The sequence below is a fragment of the Citreicoccus inhibens genome (genome assembly GCF_019039035.1).
Classification (GTDB): domain Bacteria; phylum Myxococcota; class Myxococcia; order Myxococcales; family Myxococcaceae; genus Citreicoccus; species Citreicoccus inhibens.
On record NZ_JAHNZT010000004.1, the window covers coordinates 55,440 to 74,303 of the forward strand.

The 18,864-nt window shown below is 69.2% G+C and carries 14 protein-coding genes and 1 riboswitch; of the genes, 11 read left to right on the forward strand and 3 right to left on the reverse strand.

Features of this window, described 5'->3' with window-relative positions; genetic code table 11:
• Window positions 1-90 precede the first annotated feature (90 nt).
• A complete protein-coding gene (locus KRR26_RS06720) occupies window positions 91-3,894 on the reverse strand; it encodes a DUF4215 domain-containing protein (RefSeq protein WP_217079400.1) in 3,804 nt (1,267 codons plus the stop codon).
• A gap of 12 nt (window positions 3,895-3,906) precedes the next feature.
• On the reverse strand, window positions 3,907-5,721 hold the full coding sequence (locus tag KRR26_RS06725) for an OmpA family protein (protein WP_120203385.1): 1,815 nt from the start codon (window positions 5,719-5,721) through the stop codon (window positions 3,907-3,909).
• Between the two features lie 277 nt (window positions 5,722-5,998).
• Here KRR26_RS06725 and KRR26_RS06730 point away from each other — a divergent pair, with 277 nt between their 5' ends.
• Window positions 5,999-7,867: a sulfatase-like hydrolase/transferase gene (locus KRR26_RS06730; protein ID WP_120203292.1), complete on the forward strand. Its 1,869-nt coding sequence runs from the start codon at window positions 5,999-6,001 to the stop codon at window positions 7,865-7,867.
• 290 nt (window positions 7,868-8,157) lie between these two features.
• Window positions 8,158-8,430 (forward strand): hypothetical protein, encoded by a 273-nt coding sequence (locus KRR26_RS06735; RefSeq protein ID WP_217079401.1) that lies wholly within the window; start codon window positions 8,158-8,160, stop codon window positions 8,428-8,430.
• A 297-nt stretch (window positions 8,431-8,727) separates the two neighbouring features.
• Here the strand turns inward: KRR26_RS06735 and KRR26_RS06740 are convergent, their stop codons facing one another.
• Window positions 8,728-9,522 (reverse strand): glycerophosphodiester phosphodiesterase family protein, encoded by a 795-nt coding sequence (locus tag KRR26_RS06740; RefSeq protein ID WP_120206129.1) that lies wholly within the window; start codon window positions 9,520-9,522, stop codon window positions 8,728-8,730.
• A 93-nt stretch (window positions 9,523-9,615) separates the two neighbouring features.
• Between KRR26_RS06740 and KRR26_RS06745 the strand changes: the two genes are divergently transcribed.
• From KRR26_RS06745 to KRR26_RS06785, 9 genes are all read left to right on the forward strand, one after another.
• The gene (locus tag KRR26_RS06745; RefSeq protein WP_217079402.1) at window positions 9,616-10,182 is read left to right on the forward strand and encodes a Crp/Fnr family transcriptional regulator; all 567 of its coding nucleotides are present in this window, start codon (window positions 9,616-9,618) and stop codon (window positions 10,180-10,182) included.
• Between the two features lie 181 nt (window positions 10,183-10,363).
• Window positions 10,364-10,577, forward strand: a riboswitch (cobalamin riboswitch).
• A gap of 263 nt (window positions 10,578-10,840) precedes the next feature.
• Window positions 10,841-12,205: an aminotransferase family protein gene (locus KRR26_RS06750; RefSeq protein ID WP_217079403.1), complete on the forward strand. Its 1,365-nt coding sequence runs from the start codon at window positions 10,841-10,843 to the stop codon at window positions 12,203-12,205.
• Window positions 12,206-12,213: 8 nt separating this feature from the next.
• Window positions 12,214-13,773, forward strand: a complete 1,560-nt coding sequence (locus KRR26_RS06755; RefSeq protein ID WP_120206126.1) for an aldehyde dehydrogenase family protein — start codon at window positions 12,214-12,216, stop codon at window positions 13,771-13,773.
• A gap of 20 nt (window positions 13,774-13,793) precedes the next feature.
• Window positions 13,794-15,167: an acetyl ornithine aminotransferase family protein gene (locus tag KRR26_RS06760; RefSeq protein ID WP_217079404.1), complete on the forward strand. Its 1,374-nt coding sequence runs from the start codon at window positions 13,794-13,796 to the stop codon at window positions 15,165-15,167.
• An 18-nt stretch (window positions 15,168-15,185) separates the two neighbouring features.
• Window positions 15,186-16,094 carry a CoA transferase subunit A gene (locus KRR26_RS06765; RefSeq protein WP_217079405.1) on the forward strand — a complete coding sequence of 303 codons (909 nt, stop codon included), beginning with the start codon at window positions 15,186-15,188 and terminating at the stop codon, window positions 16,092-16,094.
• Window positions 16,084-16,857 (forward strand): CoA-transferase subunit beta, encoded by a 774-nt coding sequence (locus KRR26_RS06770; protein WP_233576894.1) that lies wholly within the window; start codon window positions 16,084-16,086, stop codon window positions 16,855-16,857. Before KRR26_RS06765 ends, KRR26_RS06770 begins: the two co-directional genes overlap by 11 nt.
• A gap of 21 nt (window positions 16,858-16,878) precedes the next feature.
• Window positions 16,879-18,081, forward strand: a complete 1,203-nt coding sequence (locus KRR26_RS06775; protein ID WP_217079406.1) for a thiolase family protein — start codon at window positions 16,879-16,881, stop codon at window positions 18,079-18,081.
• On the forward strand, window positions 18,078-18,434 hold the full coding sequence (locus KRR26_RS06780) for a hypothetical protein (protein ID WP_217079407.1): 357 nt from the start codon (window positions 18,078-18,080) through the stop codon (window positions 18,432-18,434). The genes KRR26_RS06775 and KRR26_RS06780 overlap by 4 nt, the downstream gene beginning before the upstream one ends.
• The gene (locus KRR26_RS06785) at window positions 18,424-18,864 is read left to right on the forward strand and encodes an acyl-CoA thioesterase (protein ID WP_217079408.1); all 441 of its coding nucleotides are present in this window, start codon (window positions 18,424-18,426) and stop codon (window positions 18,862-18,864) included. The genes KRR26_RS06780 and KRR26_RS06785 overlap by 11 nt, the downstream gene beginning before the upstream one ends.

An 18,864-nucleotide genomic window follows, 5' to 3' on the forward strand; every position in this document is an offset into this window, starting at 1 on the left:
GAACTACCAGGCTCCGGGAAACCGAGAGTGGACACCGGGCCGGGTGCCCACCCTCATCAGTCTCCCGGAGCCTGCTTCACGCGCCGGGACTCAGGCGCGCTTGCGACGACGCAGGCCCAGCAGGCCGAGCAGGCCCAGCCAGGAGGCATCGGGGGCGACGCTGCAGCCCCCTCCCGCGAAGGCGCGGGTGAAGGCCACGGTCCACGTGTGGACGGCGGGGGTCGCGTCCACGTTGCCCGCGGCGTCCACGGCGCGCACCTTGAGGGTGTGCGTGCCGGGCTTCACGTCGTAGGTCGCCTGGCACTCGCCGTAGGCGCCGTTGTCGAGGCTGCACTCGTAGCGCACGTCGCTCTCGGAGGCGCCGTACTCGAAGCCCGCCTGCGGGTCCTCGGTGCGCTCCTCCGGCGTGCGCCGGAAGACCGTGTCGGGGGCCAGCGTGTCGATGCGGAACGTGTCGGCGTTCGAGGCGGGGCTCGTGGAGCCCTGCGGATTGGACGCCGTGGCCGTCACCGTGTGCGCCCCGTCCACGAGCGGCGTGGTCGGCTTGCAGCTCCACTTGCCGGTGTCATCCACCGTGGCGGTGCACACCACGGTGGAGCCCTCGCGCACCGTCACCGTGTTGCCGGGGGTCCCGGTGCCCTGGATGGCGGGCGTGCCGGTGTTCAACAGCGAGCCCGGGGCCGGGCCGGTGATGACCGGCGCGGTGGGCGGCTGGAGGTCCAGCACGAACGTCTTCGCCGGCGCCGTCTCGGTGGCGCTGACCACGGTGGACGTCACCACCGCGGAGTGCGTCCCGGAGGTCACGCCGGTGGCCGTGCAGCTCCAGTGGCCCGTGGCGTCCGCCGTGGCGGTGCACGCGGGCGTATTGCCGCCATCCAGGTACACCGTCACGGTGGCGCCCGGGGTGGCGGTGCCGCCCAGGTCCACGCCCGTGGTGCCGTGGGGCTGCGTCTGGGTGAGCGCCGGGATGAGCTGGCAGATGGAGAGCGAGTTGGCGCTCCAGGTGACCGCGGTGTTCGAGTTGTTGGCGAGGCCGCAGTCCGTGTCGATGAGGCCCACGCGCACATCCCCGGTCAGCGCGTCGAAGTCGCGCGACAGCCCGAAGCCCGAGGCCATGCCCTCCTCGCGCGTGAGCTTGGCCGTGACGGTGCCGCCGTAGCCCAGCGAGAACGCCTGGCCCGAGGCGTTGACGCCCAGGATGCCCGGGAGCCAGGACGTGTTGCCCGAGTAGCTGACCGCGCCCGAGACGTAGCGCATGTGGTAGCGGCCTGGGACGGTGAGCACCGGCTGGGCCAGCGACGCGTCCAGCGTCGGCGCCGTGGCGCTCGACACCTGCGTGCAGTCCGCCACCCCGCGGCGCGTGAAGTAGGCCTGCACCTGGGTGTTCTGGCACGCGAAGCCGGACTCCACGGCGCACGTGGCCGAGCAGCCATCGCCGCTCACCGTGTTGCCGTCATCGCACGCCTCGGAGGCCGCCTTGACGCCATCACCGCACGTCACGGCGCACACGGACGGGTTCTGGTTGCAGGTGTAGCCGGCCTCGACGGTGCAGCTCGCCGAGCAGCCGTCGCCCGCCTTGGTGTTGCCGTCGTCGCACAGCTCGCCGTCATCCAGCATGCCGTTGCCGCAGACGTTCGCCGCGACACACACGTGGGTGGAGGGGCTGCACATTCCGCTGTCGCAGACACCAGACGCCGCGCAGGCCTGGCCCACTTCCCACAGGCAGCGCGGAGAGCAGGTGTCGCCGCTGGACAGGTTGCCGTCGTCGCATACCTCGGAGCCGGCCACCACGCCGTCACCGCAGGACGTGCGGCACGCGCTGGGCGCGCCGCTGCACGAATAGCCAGACTCCACGGCGCACGAGGCCGAGCAGCCGTCACCCGCCTGGGTGTTGCCGTCGTCGCACGTCTCGCCCGCGTCCAGCTTGCCGTTGCCGCAGGAGTTGAAGCACGTGTTGCCCGGGGCCGGGCAGCTCCAGCCCGGCTCCACGGTGCACGTGGCCGAGCAGCCGTCACCCGCCTGGGTGTTGCCGTCGTCGCACTTCTCGCTGCCCGTGGTGATGCCATCGCCGCAGACCGTGACGCAGGCGCTGGGCGCGCCGCTGCACGAGTAGCCCGTCTCCACCAGACAGCCCTGCGAGCAGCCGTCGCCCGCCTTCTTGTTGCCGTCGTCGCAGGTCTCGTTCGCATCCACCGTGCCGTTGCCGCAGGTGGCCACGCACACGGACGGCCCCGCCGCGGGCTGGCTGCACGCGTAGCCCGGCTCCGCGCGGCACTCGGTGCCGCAGCCATCCAGCGGCGTGAGGTTGCCGTCGTCGCACTGCTCACCCGGATCCACCTGGCCGTTGCCGCACGTCTTCACGCACGGCTGGCCCACCACGGGGCACGCATAGCCCAGCTCCAGCGTGCACGCGTTGGAGCAGCCATCGCCCAGGTTGCTGTTGCCGTCGTCGCACAGCTCGCCCGGATCCAGGTGGCCGTTGCCGCACAGGGTGGCGCACTTGGAGGGGACATCCGAGCACTCGTAGCCGCGCTCGATGCGGCACGCCGCGGAGCAGCCATCCGAGTCGAACACGTTGCCGTCATCGCACTGCTCGCCGGGGTCGATGGCCCCGTTGCCACACGTCTTCACGCAGGCCTTGCCCTCGGTGGGGCAGGAGTAGCCACCCTCCACGCGGCAGCTCGCGTTGCAGCCGTCGCCCGACTTGGAGTTGCCGTCGTCGCACTGCTCGCCCGGGTTGAGCGCGCCGTTGCCGCAGGTGGCGGCGCAGGTGCTCGGCTGACCGGTGCAGCCATAGCCCGGCTCGATGCCGCAGGAGTTGCTGCAGCCATCGCCGTTGGCCGTGTTGCCGTCGTCGCACTCCTCGCGCAGCGAGATGACGCCGTCGCCGCACTTGTCGTCATACGCATCCACGAACAGGTAGCGGAAGGCATTGGGCGTGGCCGCCTCATTCTCGTTGCACAGCTCGATGCGGTTGAGGCCCACGCGCCAGGGCGAGGTGGCACCGAACTCGCGGAAGATGTTCTTCTGCCAGGGCTGGCCCGGCGGCTGGCTGATGACCGTGGGCGTCACGCTGGCGCCGTTGACCTTCGCGCTGTCGAACTGGTTGTCATTGAAGGTGGCCAGCCGCAGGCGGAACTGCGCCACGTTGGTCGTCGAGGGGACCATGAAGTCCTGGTACACGCAGACCGGCGCGCCCAGCGGCGCCGCCATGTAGCGCGCCGTCTGAAGCTCCTGGGGCCAGTCATTGGCGTTGCGCACGGCCGTGTCCGAGGGCGCGTTGGAGCCCACGTAGAGCCAGTGCGAGTCCTTGCCGGACTCCAGGCGCCGGTTGTGCTCATCCACGCCCGTGTTGAACACCGCCACGCCCGCGCGGACGCAGCGGCTGGGGCTGCCCGCGCACGCGAAGCCCGGCTCCACTTCGCACTGGCGGCTGCAGCCGTCGCCCTCGAAGCGGTTGCCGTCATCGCAGATCTCCTGCGCGTAGGACGGGTACTGCCGGTTGTCGAAGACGCCGTTGCCGCACAGCGACAGGTCGCACGTCGCCGAGCACCCATTGCCGGTGTCCACCTTGTCACCATCATCGCAGGCCTCGCCCACGTTGATGATGTTGTTACCGCACAGGCTCGCCAGCGAACAGGCGCGCCCGGGCACGTGGCAGAGGTAGCCCGCCTCGATGACGCCCGTGGCGGAACAGCCGTCGCCGCTCACGGTGTTGCCGTCGTCACACTGCTCGCCCGGCTGGAGCCGCCCGTCCCCCACGATGGAGAAGGACTGATGGGTCAGCGTGGAGGCCGCCGTCGTCGTGCGCGGCGCCTCCGACTCGCAACCCGTGAGGGAGGAAAGCAGCGCGAGCACCAGCGCCGCGGATTTGAGAGTCACACGTGTGTTCATGGAATGCATGCCTCAGTTCTTCTCGAGGGTGTCGGAGGTGGGGGCGCCCTGCTGCACCTGCACGCCCTCCGCCTCACCCAGAATCTTGAATTCCACGCGGCGGTTCTTCGCGCGGCCTTCCAGGGTCTTGTTGTCCGCGATGGGCTGCGTGGGGCCCAGGCCCTTGGACTCCAGGCGCTCGCGGCTCACGGCCTTGTTCACCAGGTACTTCACCACGGCCTCGGCGCGGCGCTGGGACAGGTCCATGTTGTAGTTGGCGTCACCCTTGTTGTCCGTGTGCCCCTCGATGCGCACCTTCTGGATGTTGGGGTGCGACGCGAGGATGGAGGCCACGGTGTCGAGCAGCTTGTTGCTGCGCGCGCTGATGACGTCCTTGTTCTGCTCGAAGTAGATGGACTCGAGGATGCGGATCTGCCCCTCGTCAATCTGCGCCAGCTGCTTCTCCTTGCAGCCCTTGTTCTTCTCCGGGCCCTTCTCGTCCGGGCAGTTGTCCAGCCGGTCCACCAGACCGTCGCCATCGCGATCCTGGTCGGGGCAGCCGCGGTTCTCCTTGGGGCCCGGCTCGTTGATGCACGCGTCCTTCGCGTCCGCGATGCCGTCCTTGTCGTTGTCCAGGTCCGGGCACCCGTCGGTGTCCTCGAACTGATCCATGTCCTCGGCCTGGTTCGGGCACGCGTCCTTCGAGTCCGCGATGCCGTCGCCATCCGAGTCCGGATCATCCGGGCAGCCGTCCGTGTCCTCGAAGCCGTTGATGTTCTCGGCCTGGGCCGGGCAGCGGTCCGCCAGATTCATGATGCCGTCGTGGTCGTCATCCGTGTCCGCGCAGCCGTTGAGCTGGGCGAGGCCCTTCTCGGACGGGCAGCGGTCCGCGACGTTCTTCACGCCGTCGCCGTCCGCGTCCAGGTCGGGACACTCCGCGATGGAGTAGGGACGCCCCTCCACACATTCCGCCACCCGAGCCCCGTCCGCGCCAAACGACACGCCGGCGAGCACGCGGAACTTGGGGGTCCCCGGCGTCTGGCCAAAGCCAGGGCCGCCCATCACATACACCTCCGAGCCACTGCCCACCGCGGCGCGCAGACCGAGGAGCGCCTCGAGCGACTTGGGCGCGTTGGCCACCGGCAGGGTGCCGCGCACCACCAACTCCTCGCGCAGGCCGAACAGCCCCGCCGAGACGTTGACGCCGCCGTTCATCTCCACGCCCAGCTCATCGCGCAAGGGCTGCGTCTGGGGCGTCAACGCATACTTCTTGGTGCGCACCAGCGCGCCCAGGTCTGCGCCCACGCGCCACGAGTTGCCCAGCGACTTGCCGAGCCCCAGGCGCGGGGTGAAGACAAACCCCTGGTCCTTGGTGAGGGCGCTCTCGCTGCCCAGCGGCAGGCCGACGCCCAGGTGCACGCCGAGGTCCATGGGGCCATCGCGGTCCTCGGAGAGGACGCCCACGCGACCCTGGAGCCACGGGGTGCCCAGCGCCATGGTCTCGGGCGAGGAGACGCCCAGGGCCGTGGTGTCCGGTCCCCACTGGGACATGATGGGCACCTGCGCGCCCAACTCCAACCAATCCGTGACGGCATAGGCGCCGCTCAGGTGCGCGGTGACGCGATCCGAGACGATGACGCCGTGCTGCTCGTCGCGCTCCAGCAGCACCAGGGGCTTGCGCTCGTAATGCGCGGTGAGGGCGAGACGGTACTGCCCCTTCTGGAGCAGGTCGCCCGTGGACAGCACCAGGCTGTCTCGTGCGCCGGGGTTGAGCTGCAACCGCTCCAGCTCGGTGCCGGGGATGCTCTGACTCTGGGCCTGCGCGGTGAATGCCCAGAGCACGGACATTCCGCCAAGCCACCAACGATGCTTTTGCGCGAACAAGGGTTCCTCCCAAAGAACAGGTGTCCGGATTTGCACGCACCGCGCCACCTGGACGCGGGACGCAGGCTCCGAGCGGGGACCGGGTGGACCCACCACATCGGACCCGGACGCGGCGCCTTCTGACACGTCAAAGGTCGGAACGCGAAGCCCTAAATGGGGCCGTTGACGCGTCAGCCGGGGGCCCTCCCTCTCGGATGGGGCGGATTCTCATGGAATGGAACGTGCTTCGTGACCCGCCACGATGAGTTCCACGCCGTCCAGCCCTCCCAATGTCTTGCTGCTCCTGGTGGGCCAGCTCCAGTTCCCCCGCTTCGCCTATGACGAGGCCAGCAAGGCGCACGTCGGCATGGCCCGGGGCATCAAGGAGGTGATGGGCTTTGCGCCCCTGAGCGAGGGCAATGCCTATGTGAGGCATTTCCCAGGCTTCATGGCGCTGCGCGAGCACGCGGTCTGCTTCCAGCGCCACACCATCGCCAGCTCGGCCTGCACCCCCAGCCGGGCCGCGCTCCTCACGGGGCACTACGGCGCGATGACGGGCGTGACTCAGTCGGAGGGCATCTTCAAGGAGGCCACGGACCCGGCCTTCCCCTGGTTGGATCCGCATGGCGTCCCCACGCTGGGGGACTGGTTCCGGGCCGCGGGCTATTCCACCCACTACTTCGGCGCGTGGCACGTCTCGCATCCCCGCCACGGCTCGCTCCAGGATTGGGGCTTTGGGGACTGGGAGCTGTCCCAGCCAGAGCCCCAGGGCGCCAGCCACGGCGACCTGGGGGTCTATCGTGACATCGGATTCACGGACCTGGCCGTCACCTTCCTGCGGCGCAAGGCGGCGGGCCTGGGCTTCGGCGGCAATCCCCAGCGCGCCCGAGACGAGGCCGGCAAGCCGTGGCTGGCCGTGCTGTCCTTGATGAACCCGGGGGACATCTCCGGCTATCCACAGCAATGGAATCAGGCGCTACCCGGAGGGATGGAGCCGGGCCAGCCCCGGCATATCCCCCCGCTCGGGGCGCGCACGCGGCCTCCGCCCCAGGGAACCCTGCCGGTGGCGCTCAACCCCGAGGGACTCCCGCTCGACTGCGCCACGCTGCCGCCCACCCTGGAAGAGTCCCTGGACACCAAGCCTCGGGCGCAGTTGGACGCGTCCTACAAGGTGGGGCTGGCCCTGGCCACGGGAGGCAACGGCGCGGGTGAGGCGCGCTCGCCCCTGCCGTTCCAGCTCAGCGGAAACCCGCGCGGTTGGTTCCTGGAGTACCTGCGCTTCTACACGTTCCTCCAGCAGTTGGTGGATCGGCAGATCGCCCGGGTCATGCGGTGCCTGAAGGACAGCGGCCTGGCGGACAACACGCTGGTCGTCTTCTGCGCGGACCATGGCGAGCATGGCGGGGCGCATCGCGGGATGATCCAGAAGTGGCACAGCGCTTACGAGGAGGTCATCCACGTGCCCTTCGTGGTGTCCTCGCGGCGGGTCAACCCGGGGATTGCCATTGAGTACCGGGACGCGGTGACGAGCCACATCGACGTGGTGCCCACGCTGTTGGGATTGGCGGGCTTCGACGCAAGCGCGAGGGACAGGCTGGCCAGGCAGATTCCGCACCAGACGGTGCAGCCGTTGGTGGGCGCCGACCTCTCGCCCTATCTGCGCGGAGAGGTGCCGAGCGTAACGGAGCCGAATGGGCAGTCGCGCGAGGCCGTCCTCTTCGTCACGGACGACATGGTGACCGAGCCCCTGCCCACGCCGGCCCAGGGCATCCGCATGAAGTTCGGCAGCTTCCTGGAGTCCGTGCGCCGGGCGGCGAGCGAAGCGAAGGCGCCCATCCGCCCGGGCGTGGTGACGCAGCCGTGCCATGTGCAGTGCGTCCGCGCGGTGGACTGGAAGCTGGTGCGCTACTGGGACCCCAAGGGCAACGCCGAAGCGGAGTACGAGTTGTATTACCTGCCGCAAGACGGCATCGAGGCGGTGAACCTGGTGAGCTGGCGCGGCGGAGAGCCCGTGCTGGAACCCTCGCGGATTCCCGCCCACTGGGGCCTGAGTGCGGACCGCGCGCTCAAGGCCCTGACGGGCCTGCGCGAACAGCTCACCTACCAGTTGCGTACGAAGCTGCGCGCGTAGCCACACGCCCAGCCGTCAAGGAGGCCGGATTGAAGCTGGGGAGTGTCCGGCACTCCGAGAAGGACAGAGGCTTCGTGGCTGGCGCGCCAGCGGCGGCGATTGGCTCGTGACTCCGAGCGGCACGAGCATTCATCCGAAGCCTTCATCCACATTGCGATGACTGGCCTCATGCCGCGCCGCCTCCAAGGCGCAGGGGGGGCCCAACGAACCTTGCGCCCTGGGGTCCTCCGCTCCAACGCAGTCGGCGTGCCCCCCACGAGCCGCCGCATGGCGCGCCATGTGGCGCTGATGTGAGAAGCCTGCTTCGAGCGCGTGAACGCTGTGCTCCACCGCTCATCGCGGCGATTGCATTCAATCAACCGGGCCCGCCCACGGACGTGTACCGGTACTTCTTCGACCCGCCGAAGCCCGAGGCACAGGAGCCGCTTCAGTGGCTCGTGAAGCTCACCGCCCCGGAGTCCTTCCACGTCTCCGTGGCTCAGGCCCACGACCTGGAGGACTTCCAGGTCGCGATGAAGGAAACCGTCCTGCGCCCCGAGGCGGGGAAGCGCATCTTCCGGTGAGCCACTCCGCGAGCCAGCAATCCCGAGCCGCAAAGGCTCACACGCCCGCGAGCGGCTCGCGCGACAACTCGACGACCGGGAGGGAGTCCCCATCGTTCCCGAGGAGCCCACAGGACTCATCGCGCCAAAGCACCACCGGGTCGGGGGTACACACCAACGTGGGTGCGAACTCGCCAGCGGCGACTGGCTTTAGACCAACCACGCCGACTGCGCCTGCAAGAACTCCAGGCGGCAGGCCACCGCGGTCGAGCACGCCAAGAGTATGAAGAGGCATCCACCAGACGGTGCAGAGTCCGTTCACCGATGGAACCGGCTGGGGAACGGCGTGAAGAACCCATCGACGCCCAGGTCGATGAAGCGCTGAGCATCCGCGGGGGTCTCGACGAGCCATGGCCAGACGCGCTCGCCCCGGTCGTGCGCGACATCAATCAGCCGCCGGGTGAGCACCTGCATCCCCGCGTGGCGCTCCGGCACCATGAGGATACAAGGGACTCCGGGCGCCAGCCTGTCCAGCCGCAGACGCTCCAACACCAACCGCGTGCGGGCCTGCCGCGCCGTCGCCGAGTAGAGCCAATCCGGACGAAGCTTCCGCGTGGCCTCGACCACCGCCGTGTGCTCACTCACCACGATGACCCGTCCTTGCGCCTGATGCTTCTCCACCCACTTCACCAACTCCCCCGGCGCCTCGGGGTGCTGGGTGTGGACATCGAGCGCGAACAGCGCCCGCGGATGCTCCGCGAGCAGCTCATCCAGCGTGGGCACCCGTACCCCCGCGCCTCGATAGGCATACGCCCCCTGCCCATCCTGAAATGAGAAGCCCGCGTCGAGCGACTGGAGCTGCGCCAGCGCGAGCGCGTCCACCCGGCCTCGGCCGTCCGTGGTGCGGTCCACCGTTTCGTCGTGCATCCCGACCAAGACACCATCACGGGTGCGCTGGATGTCGACCTCCAGCACGATGTCGTCCGAGATGCGGGCCGCGTGCTCGAACGCGAGCAGGGTGTTCTCGGGGCGCTCTCCTCCACCGCCGCGATAGGCGACCAGACGGAAACCAGACTCGAGCAATGGATGACGGAGGCGAGGCGAGGTGGACATGATCCGCCCTCTCTACGCCACGGTGGAGCAGTCCGGCGTTATCCTGGGATAACGATGCTCACGCCGCACCCTTCCGACGCCTTCCTGAGTTACGTGCGAAAGCTCGCTCCCGTGCCGGACGAAGAGTGGCACTTCGCGCGAACCCTCTTCCGCCCCCGACGCCTCGACCGCGGCGAATACCTGACCCGCGCGGGCGATGTCGCGATGGAGTTCGGCTGGGTGCTGCGCGGCCTCATCCGCAAGTACTACCTCGATCGGAATGACAGCGAGGTTGTCCGGGGCTTCGCGTCCGAAGGCCAGCTCGCGGGCGCGTATGCCTCCCTCTTGAGTCGCGCCCCCTCCATCCTCAACGTCCAAGCGCTGGAAAAGACGGCGCTGCTGGTGATGAGCCATTCCGACATCACCCAACTCTATGGGCGCCATGCCTGCTGGCAGGAATTGGGCCGCAAGGTGGCGGAGTCGCTGCTGCTCGAACGCGAGGAGCGCGAGTATCAACTGCTGCGCCTGAACGCCACGGACCGATACCTCGCGTTTCGCCGCGACCAGGGAGAGCTGGTGGGCCGGGTGCCCCAACACCAGATTGCCGCCTACCTGGGCATCACCCCTGTCTCCTTGAGCCGCATCATCGGCAGGTTGAAGCGGCGCGCCGAAACAGACTGAGCCCCGCACGTCCCTTCAATCACATACATTTCGACAGTCTCCTGTCATCAATCATGACCATTTGAAGGGAGACTGGGGACCCTCTTGGGTTCGCGTGTGGCACTGTCAGGCATCGAGCGCTGCATGCCCTCACGCGCCCACCTCGCGGGCTCGCCGCTTGACACCGCGAAGAAGCCGCCTGTACAAACCGCGCCGTGCTGGTGCCTGGATCTCGGTCCAGGCTTAAAAGGGAACCCGGTGTAATTCCGGGGCTGCCCCGCAGCGGTCAGTGAGAACGAACCCCGTCCATGACACTGGCTCCCCCTGGGAGCTGGGAAGTGACGGGCAGTAGGAAGCCGGCCCCCAAGGCCGAAGCGCTCACGAGCCCGAAGACCTGCCCGCATCCGACCGTGGGAGAAATCCACGGCCGGTTTCGACCTGGAGCCGCGTGGGACGGCCGGAAGGTCCGAGCAGCACGGGCGCTTCGTCGAGCCTCGTCGCGTCTCGGCTTTTCCGAACCTTCACCCCTCGTGTCTCCAGTCGCCCGTGGGGGCGAAGGTCGGTCCGTGGGCTCTTCCCGAGCCTGGTGCGCGCTCGCGCGCATCGCGACAGCCCTTCTTCCACGCGGGAGCCCTGTCGGGCGACCTCGGTCGCCCGCGCTGCGTGGAGGACCGACGGAATGCGGGACGAAGCAGGAACCAGCGTGCGCTACCCCCAGGGGAATGTGCTCCTGCGCAATCTGACGCGCGAGTTCCCCGTGGTGACGCATGGCCAGGGCGTGCATCTGTTCGATGCGCGCGGCAAGCGCTACCTGGATGCCTCCGCCGGAGCGCTCGTGGCCAGCGTGGGCCACGGCAACCGCGAGGTGGTCGAGCGCATCCACGAGCAGCTGCTCCGGGTCGCCTACGTCAATGGCACGCACTTCACCACCGACGTGACCGAGCAGCTCGCCTCACGGGTGTGCGCGCTCGCCCCCGCGGGACTGAGCCGCGCCGCGTTTCTCTGCTCGGGCTCGGAGGCCGTGGAGGCGGCGGTGAAGTTCGCCCGACAGCTCTGCGTCGAACGCGGTCAGCCCCAGCGCACCAAGGTGATTGCCCGCGTGCCTGGCTATCACGGCAACACGCTCTACGCGCTCTCGCTCTCCGGGCGGCCTCACTACAAGACGTTCTTCGGGCCGATGCTGGCCGAGGTCGTCACCACGCCCGCGCCCTACCCGTACCGCTCGGGGCTGGAGAACTACGCGCGCGACGGCGCGGCCCACTACGTGAAGCTGCTGGAGGAGACGCTGCGCCGCGAGGGGCCCGACACCATCGCGGCCTTCATCGCCGAGCCCGTCATCGGCTCGTCCGCGGGAGCCTCGCCCCCGCCTCCCGGCTACTTCGAGCAGGTGAGCGCGCTGTGTCGTGAGTACGGCATCCTCACCATCGCCGACGAGGTCATGTGCGGCTGCGGGCGCACCGGGCACTTCTTCGCCAGTGAGCGATTCCAGTTCACGCCCGACCTGCTGGTGCTGGGCAAGGGACTCGGCGGTGGCTACGCGCCATTGAGCGCGGTGCTCACGCGACAGGACCACCTGGACGAGATGCGCCGAGGCTCCGGCGGCTTCATGCACGCGCAGACCTATCTCCAGGCGCCCGCGATCACAGCGGCGGGACTCGCCGTGCTCGACTACTACGAGCGCCATGACCTGGTCGCCCACGCCGCTCAAGTGGGCGCGCACTTCCAGCGGCGGCTGCGCGAGTCGCTCCTGAGCCTGCCCCACGTGGGCTCGGTGCAGGGCGTGGGGTTGATGGCGGGCATCGAGCTGGTGGAGGACACCGCCAGCCGCCGGCCCTTCCCTCGCGCACGCAAGGTCGCTGAGCGCCTGCTCGCCGCGCTCTTCGAGCAGGGCCTCGTCGTCTGGTCCAACACCGGCCACGCCGATGGGACGAACGGTGACCTGCTGATGCTCGGCCCCCCGCTCGTCATCACCGAGGCCGAGGTGGACGAGCTGGTCGACACCCTCTCGCGCGGCATCCAGCAGTTCTTCCAGCAGTTCTCCTAGGAGGCGTCATGAGCTTTCGCATCACCTACTCGGTGCTGGATGCGGACCTGTCCGCGCTGCACGCCCAGTTCGACGCGGCGCTCGACACGGTCCGAGGCACGCTGGGCGCGCACCTCCCGTCGTGGATCGCCGGCGCGCCGTATCAGAGCGGAGAGCTGCTGGAGAGTCGCAACCCCGCGCGGCCGGACCAGCTGCTGGCCTCCTTCCATCGCACGCCCGTCTCGGAGCTCGACCGCGTGGTGCGCGCCGCGCGCGAGGCTCAGCGCGCGTGGGGCGCCACCGCGTGGGAGGAGCGCGTGCGCATCCTCCGGAAGGCCGCGGACCTCATCTCCGAGCGGCGCATGGAGCTGTCCGCGCGGATGACGCTGGAGGTGGGCAAGAGCCGGCTGGAGTCACTGGGTGACGTGGAGGAGTCCGCGGACCTGCTGCGCTACTACGCGCGACAGCTCGAAGAGGCCGAGGGCTTCCGCCGGCCCATGGCGAGCCTCTCCCCGCGCGAGCACACCCTGAGCGTGCTGCGCCCCTATGGCGTGTTCGCCGTGGTCGCGCCCTTCAACTTCCCGCTGGCGCTCGCCGCGGGGATGAGCGCGGGCGCGCTGCTGGGCGGCAACGCCGTCATCCTCAAGCCGAGCGAGGAGACGCCGTGGTGCGCCGAGGGCCTGTATCACGCGCTCGCGGACGCGGGCCTGCCTCCCGGCGTGTTCCAGGTGGTGCACGGCGAAGGCGAGTCGCTCGGCGCGGCGCTGGTGCGCCATCCGGGCGTGGACGGCGTCTCGTTCACCGGGAGCAAGGCGGTGGGCATGGACATCCACCGGCACCTGTCCACCGGCCGCGTGCGCCCGTGCTTCCTGGAGCTCGGCGGGAAGAACCCCGCCATCGTCTGCCGCGACGCGGACCTCGAGCTCGCCATCGAGGGCTGCTTCCGCTCCGCCTTTGGCCTGTCCGGACAGAAGTGCAGCGCGCTGTCTCGCATCTACGTTCACGAGTCACGGCTCAACGACTTCACCGACGGGCTGGCGCGCAAGGCGCGCGAGGCGAAGGTGGGAGACCCATCGCTCGCGTCGGTGTTCACCGGCCCCGTCATCAACGCCGCGGCGGTCCAGCGCTTCGAGCGCGCGGTGGACGAGGCGCGCCGGGACGGCGCCATCATCGCGGGTGGCGGACGTCCGCGATGGGAAGACGACCTCGCGCGGGGCCACTTCGTGGAGCCCACCGTGGTCGCGCTGGGACACGACCACCGCTTGATGCGCGAGGAGCTGTTCCTCCCCTTCGTCGGAATCACCCGCTTCCGCACCCTGGATGAAGCGCTGCGTCTGGCCAACGACTGCGACTACGGCCTGACCGCTGGAGTCTTCAGCCGCGACCCTTCGGACGTGGAGCGCTTCATGGCCGAGGCCGAGGCCGGTGTCCTCTATGCCAACCGGGGCACGGGCGCGACGACGGGCGCCTGGCCCGGCGTGCAGTCGTTCTGCGGTTGGAAGTCCAGCGGCGCGTCCGGCAAGGGCGGCTGCGGTCCCTATTACGTCTCTCAGTTCATGCGCGAGCAGGCGCAGACGCGGATGAGCTGATGCCCCGCGAGGAAGGCCCCATGAGCAAGCTCTTTCCCGAAGTGAAGGTGGCGCCCCCCGGCCCGAACGCGCAGTCCATCATCGCGATGGACCAGCGCCACAGCTCGCCCTCGTACATCAAGGAGTATCCCTTGGTCGTCGAGCGCGGCGAGGGCCCGTGGGTCTACGACGTCGATGGCAACCGCTTCCTCGACTTCATGGCCGGCATCGCGGTGGCGTCCACCGGGCACTCCCACCCCACCGTGGTGAAGGCCATTCACGCCGCCGCGGACCGCTTCCTGCACATCTGCGGCACCGACTTCTATTACGACGCGTTCTCTCGCCTGTGCGCGCGGCTCGCCTGCTACCTGCCCGAGATGGGGCCCAAGCGCGTCTTCCTCACCAACTCCGGCACCGAGGCCGTGGAGGGAGCGCTCAAGCTCGCGCGTCACCATACCCGGCGGCAGTACGTCGTGGCCTTCAAGGGGGGCTTCCACGGCCGCACCTACGGCGCCATCTCGCTCAACTCGTCAAAGGTGGCCCAGCGTGCCTTCTTCGGGCCGCTGCTCCCCGGCGTCATCCACCTGCCGTACGCCAATCCCTATCACTGCCCCAACGGCTGCGCGCCCGGCACGTGCGGTGACGCCTGCAATCCGGCCCTGGCGCTGGAGCGCGAGTGGTTCGTCAACCACGTGGATCCTCGCGAGGTCGCCGCCATCTTCGTGGAGCCCATCCTGGGCGAGGGTGGCTACGTGGTTCCGCCCGCGAGCTTCCTCCAGCACCTGCGCCGCATCTGCGACGCGCACGGCATCCTGCTCGTCTTCGACGAGGTGCAATCGGGCATCGGCCGCACGGGCCACATGTTCGCGGCCGAGCACTTCGGCGTGATGCCGGACATCCTCGTGTCCGCGAAGGGCATCGCCTCGGGCATGCCGCTGGGCGCCATCATCGCGCGAGAGTCGGTGATGACGTGGCCTCGCGGCTCGCACGGCAGCACCTACGGCGGCAACCCCGTGTGCTGCGCGGCGGCGCTCGCCACCCTGGACGTGGTCGAAGGGCTCCTCGACTCCGTGCGCTCCACCGGCGAGGTGCTCATGCACGGGCTGCGCGAGCTTCAGGCCCGGCATCCCGTCATCGGAGACGTGCGCGGCGTGGGCCTGATGGTGGGCGCGGAGTTCGTCATCCCCGGGACGCGCGACCCCGCCGGCGCCTACGTGGCCGCGCTGGAGCAGCTGGCCTTCCGAAAGGGGCTCCTGCTGCTGTCCTGCGGCAAGTCGACCATCCGCTTCGCCCCGCCGCTGGTGGTGGGTCCGCACGAAGTCGGAGTCATGCTGCGCATCCTCGAGGAGTGCCTGCGGGAGCTGCCCCTCCCCGTGCCCCTCTCCCAGCCCTCTGACGAGAGCGTGAAGCTCTGAAGCCCGCGAGGCGCATCCATGAACAAGCTCTGCTCCATGAAGGAAGCCATCGCTTCGAGCGTGCGCAACGGCGGCTCGCTGGTGATTGACGGCTTCACCCACCTCATCTGCTTCGCGGCCGGACATGAAATCATCCGCCAGGGCTTCCGAGACCTGACCGCCATCCGGCTCACGCCCGACCTTGTCTACGATCAACTCATCGAAGCGGGTGCGGTGCGCAAGCTCGTCTTCAGCTGGGCAGGCAACCCCGGCGTGGGCAGTTTGCACGCGCTGCGCCGCCGCAGCGAGGCGTCATCGGCCGAGCGGCTGGAGTTGGAGGAGTACTCGCACTTCGGGCTGCTGTCCCGGCTGATGGCCGGCAGCGCGGGGCTGCCGTTCTGGCCTCTCAGCAACTACCAGGGCGGCGATATCGCCCGCGTGAACCCAGCCATCAAGACGGTGCAGTGTCCTTACACGGGGCGCCAGTTGGCCACCGTGCCGGCCCTGCATCCTGACGTGGCCATCATCCACTGTCAGCGCGCGGACCGGGAGGGCAACGCCCAGGTCTGGGGCCTGCTCGGCTCGCAGAAGGAAGCGGCCTTCGCCGCGCGCAAGGTCATCGTCGTGGCCGAGGAGATCGTCTCCACCGAGCTCATCCGGAGAGACCCCAACCGCACGCTGGTGCCCGGAATCATCGTCTCGCACGTGGTGCATGAGCCCTGGGGTTGCCACCCCAGCTTCGTGCAGGGCTTCCACGACCGGGACAACGACTTCTACGTGAAGTGGGAAGACATCTCGCGCCAACCCGAGACGTATCGCGCGTGGCTGGAGGAGTTCGTCTACGGCGTGAAGGACCGACAGGGGTACCTGTCGAGGCTGGAGAGCGGGCTGCTCGACAAGCTCCGCGCCAAGGCGCGCATCTGCGAGGGGGTGGACTATGGCTATTGAAACAGGGGCAGGTCCCACCGCCTCCGAGCGGATGGCCTATCGCGCGTCGCAGGAGCTTCGAGACGGGGACGTCGTCTTCGTGGGCATTGGTCTGCCCAACCTGGCGTGCAACCTCGCGCGAGAGATTCACGCGCCAGGGCTCTTCATGATCTACGAGTCGGGCGCGGTGGGCGCGATGCCGGAGCGCCTGCCCGTATCCATTGGCGACCCGTCCCTGGTGACGAACTCGCTCGCCGTCGTGGGGCAGGCAGACATCTTCCAGTGCATGCTCCAGCGCGGCCTCATCGAGGTGGGCTTCCTGGGCGGCGCGCAGGTGGACCGCTGGGGCAACATCAACACCACGGTCATCGGCGACCATGCCAATCCCAAGGTGCGCCTGCCCGGCAGCGGCGGCGCGTGTGAGATTGCCGTGCACGCGCGGCGGCTGCTCATCGTCATGCGCATGAGCCGGCGCACCTTCGTGGAGTCCTGCGACTTCGTCACCAGCCCCGGGCACCGGGTGAATGGGCGAAGCCGCGAGGAGCTGGGCATGCCCGGCGGCGGGCCCACTCGCATCATCACCGACCTGGGCGTGCTCGACTTCGACACCACGGGCGAGGCGGTGCTCACCGAGGTGTACCCAGGCGTCACGCCCGAACAGGTGCGGCAGTCCTGTGGCTGGCCTCTGCGCGTGGCCGAGACAGTGCGCCAGTCCACGGAGCCAGATGCCTCCGTGCTCACGCTGCTGCGCGAGAAGCTCGATCCGAAGCGCCTCTATCTCTAACGAACCCCACACGGAGCACTCATGGCCGAGGCCTTCATCGTCGACGCGATCCGCACCCCCATCGGCAGGTTCCGAGGCGCCCTCCGGGGCGTGAGACCGGATGACCTGGCCGCGCAGGTCCTGCGCGCCCTCCTGGAGCGCAACGCCTTGGACGGCCTTCGGGTGGACGAGGTCTTCCTCGGCTGCGCCAATCAGGCCGGCGAGGACAACCGCAACGTCGCGCGCATGGCCTTGCTGCTCGCGGGACTGCCCGCGTCCGCGCCCGGCGTCACCGTCAACCGACTCTGCGCCAGCGGAATGGAGGCCGTCATCCAAGGCTGCCGCATGCTCCAAGTGGGCGAGGCGGACATCGTGCTCGCGGGAGGCGTCGAGTCGATGACGCGCGCCCCGTGGTCCATGCCCAAGCCCGAGGACGGTTTCCCCTCGGGCAAGTGGGAGGCCTGGGACACCGCCCTGGGCTGGCGTTATCCCAATCCCCGCCTCGCAGCCCTCTTCCCCTTGGAGCAGATGGGAGAGACCGCCGAGAACGTCGCCGAGAAATGGGGCATCTCGCGCGAGGCCCAGGATGACTTCGCGCTCGCCTCACACCGCAAGGCGGTGGCGGCACGCGAGAGCGGCGCCTTTGCTCGCGAGCTTGTCGCGGTCGAGGTGCCCCAGCCCAAGGGCGCCCCGGTGAAGCTGGAGGCCGACGAGGGCCCCCGCGCGGACACCTCGCTGGAGCGACTGGCCGCGCTGAAGCCCGCCTTTCGTCAGGGCGGCAGCGTGACGGCTGGAAACTCCTCCACGCTCAACGACGGCGCCTCCGCGCTCCTCTTGATGAGCGAGCGTGGACTGCGCGAGACGGGAGCCACGCCGCTGGCGCGCTATGTGAGCAGCGCGAGCGTGGGCGTGGATCCCCGCTACATGGGCGTGGGTCCCGTGCCCGCGACACGCAAGGCCCTGGCCCGCGCCGGGTGGAGCATCGACTCGGTCGACTTGCTGGAGTTGAACGAGGCCTTCGCCGCGCAGGCCCTGGCGTGCATCCGCGACCTGGAAGTGTCACCGGAGCGGGTCAACGTGCATGGCGGAGGCATCGCGCTGGGACACCCATTGGGCTCCAGCGGCGCACGCATCCTCACCACCCTGGTGCACGCGATGCGGAACCGAAACGTGCGCCGGGGACTGGCCACGCTGTGCGTCGGCGTGGGGCAAGGGCTCGCGATGAGCGTGGAGCGTGCCGCATGAAAGAGCAGTCCCGGAATGGAGTCCTGCGCATCTTCCTCGATGAGGAATCGTCCACACGCGCGTGGAGCTATCGCGCCGCGGTCCGCGGGCAACGGGCCGAGACGGGCGACATCCCCACCCTGGACGCACTGGCGGAGGTCCTCGGACGTCACGGCGCCCTGCTCACGGACCTCCCCTGGACGGAGCTGCCCACGTTCGGCGGACCGCCGCCTGCCACAACTGACAACGTGTGGAGCTGGGATGCGGAGCGACTGCTGGTGGGAACACACCCCGACTCGCTCATCCTCGTTCGCCGCGACAGCGCCCCACCCCAGCCCTCTCACTCCTCGCCCGAGCAACGTCATGACCTCTGAGGCCCATCCCCAGCGCATCGAAGCAGGTCTCGTCACCGAAGCCCGTCTCATCGAGATGGTCTTCCCCGAGCAGACGAACCACTACGGAACCCTCTTCGGAGGACAGGCCCTCGCGCTGATGGACAAGGCAGCCTTCATCGGCGCGTCTCGCTACGCGCGACGCACGGTGGTCACCGCGAACAGCGAGCGCGTCGACTTCCATGTCCCCGTGCGACAGGGGCAGCTCGTGGAGTTGGTGACGCGGGTTGTCGCCACGGGGCGCACGTCCATGACGGTGGAGGTGGACCTGTTCGCCGAGGACTTGCGCACCGGAGACCGGCAGCTTGGAACGCGCGGTCGCTTCGTGCTCGTCGCCCTCGATGCGCACGGGAAACCCACGCCCGTTCCACCCCTCCCCCACGCGGAGAACCCGGCCCCCGCCACGCGCTGA